Consider the following 12,485-nt stretch of genomic DNA (forward strand, 5'->3'; position numbering starts at 1 on the left):
CAATGATGCGGAGCATGGAGACCTAGAGATTACCGGTCCGTAGGGTTCTTCTCGGCCCGAGGCAGGTGATTCGCGCCACCACCGGACTCTGCGCCATCATTCGGGGCAACCAGCACCACCTGACGGGGGGAGCGCCCGATGACGATCAGCCCCAGCCCCAGCCCGGACCCCAGCCCGCGCCAGAGCCCCGGCCCGAACCCGGGCCCCCGGACCGTCGCCGTGCCGCCGCTGACCGAGCGGCAGGAGGCGCGCCGCCGCCGGATCCTGCACACGGCCGCCCAGCTCGCCTCCCGCGGCGGCTTCGACGCGGTGCAGATGCGCGAGGTCGCCGAGAGCTCGGGGGTGGCGCTGGGCACGCTCTACCGCTACTTCCCCTCCAAGGTGCACCTGCTGGTCGCCACCATGCAGGACCAGCTGCAGCTGATGCAGGTCGCGGTGCGCAAGCACCCGCCGTCCGGGGAGACCCCCGCGGCCCGGGTGACCGAGACGCTGATGGGGACCTTCCGCGGGCTGCAGCGCGAACCGCAGCTGGCCGAGGCCATGGTCAGGGCGCTGACCTTCGCCGACCGCTCGGTCAGCGCCGAGGTGGACCAGGTGAGCCGGCTCACCGCGGTGCTGATCACCGAGGCGATGGGCCTGGACCACCCGCCGACCCGGGACCAGCTCGCCGCCGTCCGGGTGATCGAGCACACCTGGCACTCCGCGCTGGTCACCTGGCTCTCCGGCCGGGCCTCCATCGCCCAGGTCAGGATCGACCTGGAGACCGCCTGCAAGCTGCTCTGACGGCGCGCACGGGGTGAAGGCGACGGGTTCAGTCCGGCGGGAACACCGGCTCGCTGCTCCCCGCCAGGTGCAGCGCGATCGCCTCCACCGGACAGCTCTCCGCCGCCGCCAGCAGCGCCTCCGAGGCGTCGGCCTCGTCCTGGACCGGGTGCGACTGCCGCACCGAGTCCAGCCGGAAGCCGTCCGGCGCCGAGGCCGCGCACAGCCCCGAGCCGATGCAGACGGAGCGGTCCACCTCGACCCGCCAGCGGTCGCCCATCAGCCCTCCTGAACGGGTGCGGTGTAGCCCTGGGGCAGGTGGATGGTCTTGGACTCCAGGTACGAGTCGAGCCCCTCCGGGCCGAACTCGCGGCCGATCCCGGACTGCTTGTAGCCGCCGAAGGGGCCCTTGAAGTCCAGGCTGAAGGTGTTCACCGAGTACGTCCCGGTCCGCACCTGCCGGGCCACCTCGATGCCGTGCTCCACGTCCCCGCACCAGACGCTGCCGGAGAGGCCGTAGTCGGAGTCGTTGGCGATCCGCAGCGCGTCGGCCTCGTCCTCGTAGGGGATCAGGCAGACCACCGGGCCGAAGATCTCCTCACGGGCCACCCGCATCCGGTTGTCGACCCCGCCGAGCAGCGTGGGCTCCACGTACCAGCCGTGCGCCTCGGCGGCCGGGACCCCGCCGCCGGTGAGGACCTTGGCGCCCTCCTCCTGGCCGATCCTGATGTAGTCCAGGTTCCGCTGCTGCTGACGGCGGGTCACCAGCGGGCCGACCTGGGTGGCCTCGGCCAGCGGGTCGCCGACGACCAGCGCGCCCACCGCGGCGACCAGCCGCTCGGCGATCTCGTCGTAGCGGGACCGCGGGGCCAGGATCCTGGTCTGCGCCACACAGGCCTGGCCGTTGTTCATGTAGGCCGAGCTCATCAGATTGGCGACGGCCTGGTCCAGGTCCGCGTCCGGCAGCAGGATCGCCGCCGACTTGCCGCCCAGCTCCAGGGTCACCCGGGTGAGGTGGCGCGAGGCCACCTCCATGATCCGCTTCCCGGCCGGGACCGATCCGGTGAAGGAGACCTTGTCGACCCCCTCGTGCCCGACCAGGTACTCGCTGACCTCGCGGTCGGCGGGCAGGATGCTGAGCACGCCCTCGGGCAGCCCGGCCGCGCCGACGATCTCGGCCAGCAGGTAGGAGTCCAGCGGGGTCTCCGGCGAGGGCTTGAGGATCACCGAGCAGCCGGCGATCAGCGCCGGGGCGAGCTTGGCCGCCGCCACGAACTGCGGCACGTTCCAGGGCACCACCGCGGCCACCACGCCGACCGGCTCCCGGCGGACCAGGATCGGCCCGAGGGCGCCGGCCCGGTGCTCCTCGAAGGCGAACGCGCGGGCGGTGGCGATGGCCGAGTCCCAGATCATCATCGGCCCGTAGGCCTGGGCCAGGATGCTCCAGGAGTAGGGGGAGCCGTTCTCCGCGCTGATCACCCGGGCGATCTCGTCGGCCCGGGCGGCGATCCCGTCCCTGATCCGCTCCGCCACCGCGAGCCGCTCCTCCAGCGGCAGCCGCGACCACGGGCCCTGGTCGAAGGACTTCCTGGCGACGGCGACGGCGCGGTCGACGTCGGCCCGGGAGGCGTGCGGGACCCGGCCGATGACCTCCTCGGTGTGCGGCGAGACCACCTCGATGACGTCCTGCCCGGCCGGGGCCACCATCTCCCCGCCGATGAACAGTTCGCCGTACTCCACTAGCTCGGTCATGGCGGTCCTCCGGATCGACATCTGACGAACCGTCACTTGGCGGTTGATAGAACTGATATCAGTTCTACTTATTGAGGGCAACGGTCGTGCAGTAGGCTCCCCGACTAGTTGTGCCAAACAAGTAACATGTTCTAGATTCTGTGCGCTCGGAGAGGACGGCAGCATGCCCGCCCACGAGACCCCCGCAAGGGTCCCCGCCCCGGCACCCGCCACCCAGGACATCGGCGGAGGAGTCTGGAGCATCACCGTCCCGATCCCGGACAACCCGCTCCGCTACACCCTGGTCTACCTGCTGGAGAGCGACCGCGGCCCGGTCCTGGTGGACACCGGCTGGGACGACCCCACCGGCCGCACCGCCCTCGCCGAGGGCCTCGCCGCGGCCGGCTTCGCCCTCGCCGACGTGCACGGCGTGATCGTCACCCACCACCACCCGGACCACCACGGGCTCTCCGCCCACGTCCAGGAGCAGTCCGGTGCCTGGATCGCGATGCACGCCGCCGAGGCCGCCGTGGTCCGCGCCCTGCACGAGAGCAGCCCCACCCACTGGCTCGGCCGGATGGCCGAGCTGATGCGCGACTCCGGCGTCCCCGATGAGCACCTGGCCGCGCTCAGCAGCTTCGGCAGCGGCAAGGCCCCGCTGGCCACCACCCTCCCGGACCGTGAGCTGGTGCACGGCGAGTCGGCCGGAGTGCCCGGCCGCGACCTGCGGGTGCTCTGGACCCCCGGGCACACCCCCGGCCACGTCTGCCTCTACCTGGACGAGCCGGGACGGCCCACCCGGCTGCTCTCCGGCGACCACCTGCTGCCGACGATCAGCCCGGTGGTCAGCCTCTACCCGGAGAACCAAGGGGACGAGCCGGCCGACCCCCTCGGCGACTTCCTCGACTCACTGGAACGGATCGCCCTGCTGGCGCCGCAGGAGGTGCTGCCCGCGCACCAGTACCGCTTCGCGGACGCGGCCGGCCGGGTCGGCGAACTGCTGGAGCACCACGCCCTGCGGCTCGCGGAGCTGCACGTCCAGCTCCAGCGGGAGCCGCTGACGCTGTGGCAGTGCGCGATGGGGATGCACTGGAACCGGCCGTGGTCGGAGCTCGGCTTCGTCTCCCGCCACCTGGCCCTGTCCGAGGCCGCCGCCCACGTCCGCCGCCTGGTCAAGACCGGCCTGGCCGAGGAACTGCAGGGCGCCGAGCCGCTGCTCTACCGCGCGACCTGAGCGGGACCGGTGGGTTGCCCGCGGCCGGGGCGCGTCGGGGCGGGGCGGAGGCGGCCGGATACAGTGGCCGCACAACTTGATCTGCTTGATCCGCCTCCTGACGGGGGAAGCCGGTGCGATTCCGGCGCTGACCCGCAACCGTTCAGCCGGAACACCCGTCAGGAAGCGAGCGGCCCCGTCGAGGTCTACGGTCGCCCCCCGCTCTTCGAAAGGCACCACCACATCATGTTCACCGCCGCCCGTCTGGGCGCCGTCGCGCTGACCGCCGCCGCCGTGCTGGCCGGTTCGGCAGCGCCCGCGCTCGCCGCCACCGCCAGCCCGGTCCCCGTTCCCGCCGGGCTCTACGGCAAGAGCGACCCGACCTACGACGGCGTGTGGCGGCAGGGCCTCAGCCTGCTCGCCCTGCACACCCAGGGGGTCACCCCGGCCGACTCGGCGATCAGCTGGCTGACCGGCCAGCAGTGCGCGGACGGCGGCTGGCCGTCCTACAACGCGGACCCGACCAAGGCGTGCACGGCGACGACCGAGGACAGCAACGCGACCTCGTCGGCGGTGCAGGCCCTGGTCGCCCTCGGCGGCCACGACGACGCCGTGACCAAGGCCGTGGCCTGGTTCAGGACCGTGCAGAACAAGGACGGCGGCTGGTCCTACAACCCCGGCACCCCGAGCGACGGCAACTCGACCGGACTGGTCGTCAGCGCCCTGTACGCGGCGAAGACCGACCCGGCGACGGTGACCAAGGACGGCAAGTCCGCACTGGACGGCCTGCACGGCTTCCAGCTCGGCTGCACGGCGGCCACGGCCGTCCAGGGCGCCTTCGCGTACCAGCCGGACAAGGCGGGCAAGCTGGTCGCCAATGACTTCGCCAGCGCGCAGGCGGCGCTGGCCGCCGGTTCCGGCTCCCTCCCGGTGGCCGCGCCGGCCTCCTCGTCCGCCTCCTCGTCCGCCTCCGCCCCGTCGTCGGCCTCTTCGTCGGCCCCGTCGTCGGCGCCCGCGGCCAACTGCTCGGACTCCAAGGGCGCCGCGTCCCAGTACCTGGCGCGGCAGCTCAGCTCCGGCAGCGGGCACCTGACCACCCAGCTGGCCGGTGCCAAGCCCGCGCCCGACTACGCCGGCACCGCCTGGGCCGCGCTCGCGCTCGCCAACAACGGCCGGTCCGACGACGCCAAGCAGGCCGTCGAGTGGCTGCGCCAGAACGGCGCGTCCTGGGCCCAGGGCAACGGCACCCCGCAGGCGACGGCCCTCGCGCTGATGATCCTGGACGCCAGGGCGACCGGGATCGACCCGCAGCGCTTCGGCACTGCCGACCTGGTCGCCCAACTGGAGGCGACCGGCCCGGCCCCGGCCGCGACCCCCGCACCGTCCTCCAGCGCGAGCGCGAGCGCCTCCGAGAAGTCCGACAAGTCCAGCAATGCCAGCTTCTCCGCCTGGTGGCTCATCCTGGTCGGTCTGGCCGCAGGCGCCGGCATCGGGATCTACATCAGCTACAGCCGCAAGACCCGCACCCGCCCGCGGCCGTGACCATGCATGTCAGAGCTGTGTGGCGCGCTGCGGTGGTGGCGGTCCTGGCCGTCGCCGCCGGGCTGATGTCGCTGGCGCCTGCTTCGGCGTCCAGCTACCGGTACTGGTCGTTCTGGGAGGGAACCGGCAGCGGCTGGACCTACCAGTCCGCCGGGCCCAACACCTACCGTCCGGCGGACGGTTCCGTCGACGGCTGGCGCTTCGGCGTCAGCGCCGACAGCGCGGACGGCGTGAAGCCGGGCCGCGTGCCCGACTTCGCCACCGCCTGCGCCGGAACCCCGGCGGTCAGCGGCAGGAAGCGGGTCGCGGTCGTGATCGACTACGGGACGCCGGCCGACGCCCCGTCAGGTTCCACGCCACCCGTCCTGGTCACCAAGTGCGGTGTGCTCGCACCGGACGCGACCTCGGCGCAGCTGCTGGCCCAGGTCGCCCCGCCGCTGCGCTACAACAGCGACGGGATCCTCTGCGCCATCTCCGGGTATCCCAGCACCGGCTGCGGCGACGTGGTGAGCGGCACGAACGGTGCCACGGCGACGTCCACACCCGCCGCGTCCACAGCTGCCCCGTCCACACCTGCCGCGTCCGCCGCCCCGACCTCCGGTCCCGCCTCCCCCGGCCGGACGGTCGGGTGGTTGGTCGGCGTGGTGCTGGTGCTGGCCCTGGCCGGAGGCGCGTTCTGGCAGACCCGCCGCCGCCGCTGAGCCCGTACTTGCCCCATTTCCCCTTCGCCGAAGGCCAACGATGCCGCTTCCGCCCACACCACAGCGCCACCTGCACCCCGGTGCCTGGTGGCTCTGGGCGCTCGGTCTCGCCACTGCCGCCTCCCGTACCACCAACCCCCTGCTCCTGCTGTTGATCACCGCCGTCGCCGGTTATGTCGTCGCGGTGCGCAGGACCGACGCGCCCTGGGCCCACTCGTACTCCGTCTTCCTCAAGCTCGGACTGCTGGTGCTGGCCATCCGGATGCTGTTCGTCACGCTCCTCGGTTCGGCGATCCCCGGCGTGCATATCCTCTTCACCCTCCCCGAGATCCCGCTGCCCTCCTGGGCCAAGGGGGTCCAACTCGGCGGCCCGGTAAGCCTGGAGGGCCTGGTCTCGGCCCTCTACGACGCGATGCGGCTCGCCGTGCTGCTCACCTGCGTCGGCGCGGCGAACGCCCTCGCCAATCCGGCCCGGCTGCTCCGCTCCCTCCCCGGCGCGCTCTACGAGGCCGGTGTCGCCGTGGTCGTCGCCCTGACCTTCGCCCCCAATCTGGTCACCGACGTCCAGCGCCTGCGCGCCGCGCGCCGCCTGCGCGGACGTACCGAACGCGGCGCCAAGGCGCTGCTCACCATCGGCGTCCCGATCCTCGAAAGCGCGCTCGAACGCTCCGTCAGCCTGGCCGCCGCGATGGACACCCGGGGCTTCGGCCGCACCGCCGACGTCCCGGTCCATGTCCGCCGTACGACGGCCGTACTCACCCTCACCGGCCTGCTCGGCATCTGCGTCGCCGCCTACGGCCTGCTCGGCGCGGACGGCAGCGGCTGGGCGCTGCCGGTGCTCGTCCTGGGCGTCCTCGCCGCCGTCACCGGGCTGGTGCTCGGCGGCAGACGGGCGGTGCGGACCCGCTACCGGCCCGACCCGTGGGCGCTCCGGGAATGGCTGGTGGCAGGCTCGGGCTTCGCCGTCGCCGCCATGATGCTGAGCCTCGGCCCCGGCTACGCCGACGCGCTGAACCCGCCGGCCATCCCGCTCACCGCGCCCGTGCTCCCGCTGCTCCCCGCCGCCGCGATCCTGCTCGGCCTGCTGCCCGCGCTCGCCGCGCCCGTCCCTCCCCGTCCGGCTCGTCCGGCGCGTCCTCCCCGTCCGGCTCGTCCGAAGGACATCCGATGATCACCTTCGAACAGGTCTCCGTCACCTATCCCGGAGCTTCTCACCCGGCACTGACACACGCCGATCTGACGGTCCCCGAAGGCGAACTCGTGCTGCTGGTCGGGCCGTCCGGGTCCGGGAAGTCCACCCTGCTCGGCGCTGTCAGCGGCCTGGTCCCGCACTTCACCGGCGGCGTGCTGCAGGGCAAGGTCACCGTCGACGGACGGGACACCCGCACCCACCGTCCGCGCGACCTCGCCGACATCGTCGGAACGGTCGGCCAGGACCCGATGGCACACTTCGTCACCGACACCGTCGAGGACGAACTCGCCTACGGCATGGAGTCGCTGGGCCTTGCCCCGGAGGTGATGCGGCGCCGGGTCGAGGAGACCCTCGACCTGCTCGGGCTGGCCGAACTCCGCGCCCGTCCGCTGGCCACGCTCTCCGGAGGCCAGCAGCAGCGGGTCGCCATCGGCTCGGTGCTGACGGTACATCCGAAGGTGCTGGTCCTGGACGAGCCCACCTCGGCGCTGGACCCCGGCGCGGCGGAGGAGGTACTCGCCGTACTGCAGCGGCTGGTCCACGACCTGGGCACAACCGTCCTGCTGGCCGAACACCGGCTGGAACGAGTGGTCCAGTACGCCGACCAGGTCATCCTGCTGGAGGGGGACGGGACGCCGCCCCGGATGGGCGACACGGCGGAGATCATGGCCGTCTCCCCGGTCCACCCGCCGGTCGTGGCCCTGGGCCGGGCCATGGGCTGGTCCCCGCTCCCCCTCTCCGTCCGCGACGCCCGCCGCCGGGCCGGCCCCCTCCGCACCCGCCTCGCCGCGCTCCCGGCTCTGCCGGACCTGGCGGCCCTCCCGCCTGCGGCGACGCCCGGCGCGGGGGTTGCGGCAGCGCCCGGCGCGGGGGGCGACGGGACCGCCCGGCCCGGGGCCGGGGTGTCCACCCCGGTCAGCACGTTCACCGCGCCCGGCACGTCCGCCCCGGTCGGCACGCCGTCCGCCCCGGCCAGCGCGCCGTCCGCCCCGGTCGCCACCGTCAGCGGCCTCGCTGTCCGCCGGGGCAGCGTCGAGGCGTTGCGTCGGATCGACCTGACCCTCCGCCCCGGTGAGATCACCGCCCTGATGGGGCGCAACGGCTCGGGGAAGTCCACGCTGCTCGGCTCCCTCGTCGGCCTCCACTCCCCCGCCAAGGGGCGGATCGACGTCGGCGGCCACACCCCGCACCGGGCCAAGCTGGTCACCCTGCTCGCCCACGTCGGCCTCGTCCCGCAGGAGCCCCGCGACCTGCTCTACTGCGACAGCGTCAGCGCCGAGTGCGCCGCCGCCGACAGTGACACCCACTCAGCCCCCGGCACCTGCCGTGACCTCGTGGAGCGCCTGATCCCAGGCATCCCGGACACCCGTCACCCGCGCGACCTCTCCGAGGGCCAGCGGCTCACCCTCGCCCTCGCCGTCATCCTCACCGCCCGACCCGCGCTGATCCTGCTGGACGAGCCCACCCGCGGTCTCGACTACGCCGCGAAAGCCCGACTTGTCGACATCCTGCGCGACCTCGCCGCCCAGGGCCACGCCGTCCTGCTGGCGACCCACGACGTGGAACTCGCCGCCGAACTGGCCCACCGCACGGTGATCATCGCCGAGGGCGAGGTGGTCGCGGACGGCCCGACCCCGGAGATCGTGGTCTCCTCCCCCGCGTTCGCTCCCCAGGTCGCCAAGATCCTCAACCCGGAGCCATGGCTGACGGTACGTCAAGTCACGGAAGCCATCAGGGACACAGCATGATCCTGCCGACCACTGACACCGCCTCACTGGCCCGGCCCGTCCCGCTCGGCCGCCGCTCGATCACGATGCTGCTGCTCATCTCCGCTGTCGGCGTGGTCGCCTTCGGCTGGCCGCTGCTCGCCTCCCCCGCCTCCGGCCTGGCCCACTCCGGCGACGCCCCCTGGCTGTTCGCCGCGCTGCTTCCGCTGCTGCTCGCGGTCGTGGTCGCCCAGATCGCCGAAGGACGGCTGTCCACCGGCGGACAGGCGGGCCTGGAGGCCAAGTCCATCGCCCTGCTCGGCGTCCTGGCCGCGGCAGGCGCTGCGCTCCGCCCGCTCGGCGCGGGCACGGCCGGTCTTGAACCGACCTTCTTCCTGATGGTGCTGTCCGGACGGGTGCTCGGGCCCGGCTTCGGCTTCGTCCTCGGCAATGTCTCGCTCTTCGCATCCGCGCTGCTCACCGGGGGCGTCGGCCCCTGGCTGCCGTTCCAGATGCTCTCCATGGGCTGGGTCTGCCTCGGCGCCGGCCTGCTCCCCGGCCCCGCCACGCTGCGCGGCCGACGCGAACTGTGGATGCTGGCAGCGTACGGAGCGGTGTCGGCGGAGCTGTACGGGCTGGTGATGGACCTCCAGGGCTGGCCCTACATCGCCGGAATGGGCAGCACCGTCTCCTTCGTCCCGGGTGACCCGCTGGGCGCCAACCTGGCCCGGTTCCTGACGTACCACTTCACCACCGCCCTGGGCTGGGACATCCCCCGCAGCGTCCTCACCGCCGTGCTCTGCCTCACCCTCGGCCACCCCCTCCTCGCCGCCCTCCGCCGCGCCTCCCGCCGCGCGGCCTTCGACGCCCCCGTAGCCTTCGAGCCGCCGCCGGACGCATCCAACTAGCCCCGGCGAGGTGCGCTGCGCTGCGCCAGTGGGGTCGGCCTTCGCCGTTGCAGCGGTGACCACACCGTCTCGCGCCTCCGGCACAAAGCAGCCAACTGCGCGGAAGCCCGGCACGGGCAAGGCTCGTCCCTACCCGGCGGCGCCGCGAGAGCACCCTTCCAGACCTGTCCAGCTAAGGCAGGCTCCTGACGGCTCGGCGAGGTGCGCTGCGCCAGTGGGGTCGGCCTTCGCCGTTGCAGCGGTGACCACGCCGTCTCGCGCCTCCGGCACAAAGCAGCCAACTGCGCGGAAGCCCGGCGCGGGCAGGGCTCGTCCCTACCCGGCGGCGCCGGCGAAATCGACCTTCCAGACAAAGGCCCCGGGCGGCGCCCGTCACTCGGCAACGGCGCCGCGCCCCGCACCCCCTTCGGGCAGTTGGCTGCTTTGCGGCGGAGCCGCGAGACGGGGTGGCCACCGCCTGTACGGCGAAGGCCGACCCCACTCGCGCAGCGCAGCCTTGACCCGCATCAAAACCACTTCGCCGCCGCCCCCGCCACCTACCTAAGCTGATCCATATGACCACCTCGGCACCCATAGACCTGGCCCACGACGACCGCAGCCCTGCCCGCTCTCCCCGACGCCGCCCCACCGTGCTCCTCGTCCACGGGCACCCCTTCGACCGCTCGATGTGGGCGCCGCAGGTCACGGCCCTGACCGCCGCCGGCTACCGGGTCGTCACACCCGACCTGCGCGGGTACGGGGACAGCGAGGTGGCCCCGGGGATCACCACGCTGGATGTCTTCGCCGAAGACCTCGCCGCGCTGCTGGACCGGCTGGACATCCCTCAGGTCGTGATCGGCGGATTGTCGATGGGTGGCCAGATCGTCATGGAGTTCTGTCGACTCTTCCCGGAGCGTGTCGGCGCGATCGTCCTCGCCGACACCTTCCCCCGCGCGGAGACCCCCGAGGGCAAGGTCTTCCGCAACGGCGTCGCCGACCGGCTGCTCGCCGAGGGGCTGGGCGGGTACGCCGACGAGGTGATCGACAAGATGGTCGCCCCGGCGACCATCGCCGCCAAACCGGAGGTCGCCGCACACGTCCTGCGGATGATGCGCTCGACCTCGCCGGAGGGCGCGGCAGCGGCCCTGCGCGGTCGGGCCGAGCGTCCGGACTACTGCAAGCTGCTGACCCAACTGACCTGCCCCGCCTGGGTCGTGGTCGGCGAGGACGACGTCTACACGCCGGTCAGCGACGCTGAGTACATGCACCGGCAGCTCTCCGACTCCACGCTCACCGTCGTCGCCGGGGCCGGCCACATGCCGAACCTGGAATACCCCGACGAGTTCAACGCCGCCCTGCTGGCCTTCCTGGAAACCCTCCCCGATGCCTGACGCACCCCGCAACGCCCCGCATCTCGCGCACCCGCATCCCCCGCACCCGCTGCTCCGCCTGCTCCTCGACGCCGCCGACGGCCACTTCCCGCCCGTGGACGGCACCGTGGCCGTCGTCCCCGCGCTGGGCCGCGGCCTGGAGGTCGCCACGGCGTTCACCGGCCATGCCGTGATCGCCACCGGCCTGCCCGATGCCGAGGTCCAGGCGCAGGGCCCGGACGGGTTCGGCGGGTCGATGGCGCCGGACTTCCTCCGCTGGATCGCCGGACCGCGCGGCTGGGTGGGCTCGATCGACAACGTCCTGGTCGCCAGAGGCACAGGTGGGTCACCGCAATTGCCGCTGCTCGACCAGCGAAGCGATCTCGCGGACGTGCACCGGGTGCGTTACGCCCGCGAGGTGCGCGACGACGTGCGGGTCCACGGGGACAAGCGGGGGCTGGTCATCCTCGCCTCCGGCGTGGCCGGACGGCGCGAGCTGAGCATCGAGGCCGCACCGGAGGGACACGGCCGGGGGTGGGGACGGTCGCTACTGGCGGACGCGCTGACGCTGGTCCCGGCGGGCGAGCCGGTGTTCGCCGCCGTCGCCCCGGGCAATGCCCGCTCGCTGCGCGCGTTCCTGGCGACCGCCTTCGTCCCCATCGGCAGCGAGGTCCTCATCCGCCCCCAACGCCCCTGACCAAGGCGCAACGTGGCCCCCGCCGGGTGGTGGTGCCGGCCAGGCCGGGCAGTGGGTGGTGCGGCCCCGACCCGACGATGGGCCGCCGGGTCGGGCGGTGCTGCGGCCACGCGGTGGGGTACAGGCCAGGGCGCGCGGCGGTGCCAGCCCCGCGATGGTGCGGCCCCTGCCGGGCAGTGGCGCGGCCCTGGCCGAGCGGTGGTGCGGCTCGGTCCGGCGGTGGTGCGGCCCCGGCCGGGCAGTTGTGCGGGCCCTGCCGGGCGGTGGTGCGGGCCCTGCCGGGCGGTGGCGCGGCCCGGTCCAGCGCTGGTGCGCCCGACCCGGCAGTGGCGCGGGCCCTGCCGGGCGATGGCGCGGCCCGGTCCGGTGCTGGTGCGGCCCCGGCCGGGCAGTGGCGCGGGCCCCCGCCGGGTGGTGGTGCGCCCCGGTCCGGTGCTGGTGCGGACCGACCCGGCGGTGGTGCGGCCCCGGCCGGGCGGGGTGGTGCGGGCCGGTCCGGCCGGTGGTGCAGGCCCGGGCGCGGGGCGCGCACACACCGCGCCCCCGCCCGGCCCGCGCCACCCCGCACCACCCCGCGCCCTCAGCTCCGCGCCCCGCCACGCCACGCCCCGCGGCCCGCCCCGCCCTCCCGCCCCGCCACCGGCGCAGCCGCCCGCACCCCCGCCCGTACCACTTCTCCGCTCC

At 73.8% G+C, this 12,485-nt stretch carries 11 protein-coding genes, 1 pseudogene and 1 riboswitch; of the genes and pseudogenes, 10 read left to right on the plus strand and 2 right to left on the minus strand.

Annotated elements, in window-relative coordinates:
- Positions 1 to 138 precede the first annotated feature (138 nt).
- Positions 139 to 783, plus strand: a complete 645-nt coding sequence (locus ACEZDG_RS27935; protein ID WP_380514412.1) for a TetR family transcriptional regulator — start codon at positions 139 to 141, stop codon at positions 781 to 783.
- Between the two features lie 28 nt (positions 784 to 811).
- On the opposite strand, the gene ACEZDG_RS27940 is transcribed toward ACEZDG_RS27935, so the two are convergent.
- Together ACEZDG_RS27940 and ACEZDG_RS27945 are read right to left on the minus strand one after the other, a co-directional pair.
- On the minus strand, positions 812 to 1,042 hold the full coding sequence (locus tag ACEZDG_RS27940) for a ferredoxin (protein WP_380514414.1): 231 nt from the start codon (positions 1,040 to 1,042) through the stop codon (positions 812 to 814).
- Positions 1,042 to 2,514: an aldehyde dehydrogenase gene (locus ACEZDG_RS27945; protein WP_380514416.1), complete on the minus strand. Its 1,473-nt coding sequence runs from the start codon at positions 2,512 to 2,514 to the stop codon at positions 1,042 to 1,044. The genes ACEZDG_RS27940 and ACEZDG_RS27945 overlap by 1 nt, the downstream gene beginning before the upstream one ends.
- 163 nt (positions 2,515 to 2,677) lie before the next feature.
- On the opposite strand from ACEZDG_RS27945, the gene ACEZDG_RS27950 reads away from it, so the two are divergent.
- The 9 genes and pseudogenes from ACEZDG_RS27950 to ACEZDG_RS27990 form a co-directional block, all read left to right on the plus strand.
- The gene (locus ACEZDG_RS27950) at positions 2,678 to 3,727 is read left to right on the plus strand and encodes an MBL fold metallo-hydrolase (protein ID WP_380514418.1); all 1,050 of its coding nucleotides are present in this window, start codon (positions 2,678 to 2,680) and stop codon (positions 3,725 to 3,727) included.
- A 94-nt stretch (positions 3,728 to 3,821) separates the two neighbouring features.
- Positions 3,822 to 3,892: riboswitch (adenosylcobalamin-variant (AdoCbl-variant) riboswitch) on the plus strand.
- Positions 3,893 to 3,952: 60 nt separating this feature from the next.
- Positions 3,953 to 5,248, plus strand: a complete 1,296-nt coding sequence (locus ACEZDG_RS27955) for a prenyltransferase/squalene oxidase repeat-containing protein (RefSeq protein WP_380514420.1) — start codon at positions 3,953 to 3,955, stop codon at positions 5,246 to 5,248.
- Positions 5,249 to 5,250: 2 nt separating this feature from the next.
- Positions 5,251 to 5,949 (plus strand): SCO2322 family protein, encoded by a 699-nt coding sequence (locus ACEZDG_RS27960; protein WP_380514422.1) that lies wholly within the window; start codon positions 5,251 to 5,253, stop codon positions 5,947 to 5,949.
- Positions 5,950 to 5,989: 40 nt separating this feature from the next.
- On the plus strand, positions 5,990 to 7,120 hold the full coding sequence (locus tag ACEZDG_RS27965; RefSeq protein ID WP_380514424.1) for an energy-coupling factor transporter transmembrane component T: 1,131 nt from the start codon (positions 5,990 to 5,992) through the stop codon (positions 7,118 to 7,120).
- Positions 7,117 to 8,889 carry an ABC transporter ATP-binding protein gene (locus tag ACEZDG_RS27970; RefSeq protein ID WP_380514426.1) on the plus strand — a complete coding sequence of 591 codons (1,773 nt, stop codon included), beginning with the start codon at positions 7,117 to 7,119 and terminating at the stop codon, positions 8,887 to 8,889. The genes ACEZDG_RS27965 and ACEZDG_RS27970 overlap by 4 nt, the downstream gene beginning before the upstream one ends.
- On the plus strand, positions 8,886 to 9,755 hold the full coding sequence (locus ACEZDG_RS27975; RefSeq protein ID WP_380514428.1) for an ECF transporter S component: 870 nt from the start codon (positions 8,886 to 8,888) through the stop codon (positions 9,753 to 9,755). Before ACEZDG_RS27970 ends, ACEZDG_RS27975 begins: the two co-directional genes overlap by 4 nt.
- Before the next feature lie 554 nt (positions 9,756 to 10,309).
- On the plus strand, positions 10,310 to 11,125 hold the full coding sequence (locus ACEZDG_RS27980; protein WP_380514430.1) for an alpha/beta fold hydrolase: 816 nt from the start codon (positions 10,310 to 10,312) through the stop codon (positions 11,123 to 11,125).
- Complete coding sequence (locus ACEZDG_RS27985; RefSeq protein WP_380514432.1) at positions 11,118 to 11,801, plus strand: hypothetical protein; 684 nt, start codon at positions 11,118 to 11,120, stop codon at positions 11,799 to 11,801. The genes ACEZDG_RS27980 and ACEZDG_RS27985 overlap by 8 nt, the downstream gene beginning before the upstream one ends.
- Before the next feature lie 348 nt (positions 11,802 to 12,149).
- Positions 12,150 to 12,485, plus strand: a pseudogene (locus ACEZDG_RS27990) (hypothetical protein); the annotation flags it as partial.

The organism is Streptacidiphilus alkalitolerans (assembly GCF_042511045.1).
GTDB classification, from domain to species: Bacteria; Actinomycetota; Actinomycetes; order Streptomycetales; family Streptomycetaceae; genus Streptacidiphilus; species Streptacidiphilus alkalitolerans.

Coding starts and splice junctions, on each gene's coding strand:
- ACEZDG_RS27960 (WP_380514422.1), top strand. CDS start 5,251: ATGCATGTCAGAGCTGTGTGGCGCGCTGCGGTGGTGGCGGTCCTGGCC.
- ACEZDG_RS27955 (WP_380514420.1), top strand. CDS start 3,953: ATGTTCACCGCCGCCCGTCTGGGCGCCGTCGCGCTGACCGCCGCCGCC.
- ACEZDG_RS27965 (WP_380514424.1), top strand. CDS start 5,990: ATGCCGCTTCCGCCCACACCACAGCGCCACCTGCACCCCGGTGCCTGG.
- ACEZDG_RS27940 (WP_380514414.1), bottom strand. CDS start 1,042: ATGGGCGACCGCTGGCGGGTCGAGGTGGACCGCTCCGTCTGCATCGGC.
- ACEZDG_RS27935 (WP_380514412.1), top strand. CDS start 139: ATGACGATCAGCCCCAGCCCCAGCCCGGACCCCAGCCCGCGCCAGAGC.
- ACEZDG_RS27980 (WP_380514430.1), top strand. CDS start 10,310: ATGACCACCTCGGCACCCATAGACCTGGCCCACGACGACCGCAGCCCT.
- ACEZDG_RS27970 (WP_380514426.1), top strand. CDS start 7,117: ATGATCACCTTCGAACAGGTCTCCGTCACCTATCCCGGAGCTTCTCAC.
- ACEZDG_RS27945 (WP_380514416.1), bottom strand. CDS start 2,514: ATGACCGAGCTAGTGGAGTACGGCGAACTGTTCATCGGCGGGGAGATG.
- ACEZDG_RS27950 (WP_380514418.1), top strand. CDS start 2,678: ATGCCCGCCCACGAGACCCCCGCAAGGGTCCCCGCCCCGGCACCCGCC.
- ACEZDG_RS27985 (WP_380514432.1), top strand. CDS start 11,118: ATGCCTGACGCACCCCGCAACGCCCCGCATCTCGCGCACCCGCATCCC.
- ACEZDG_RS27975 (WP_380514428.1), top strand. CDS start 8,886: ATGATCCTGCCGACCACTGACACCGCCTCACTGGCCCGGCCCGTCCCG.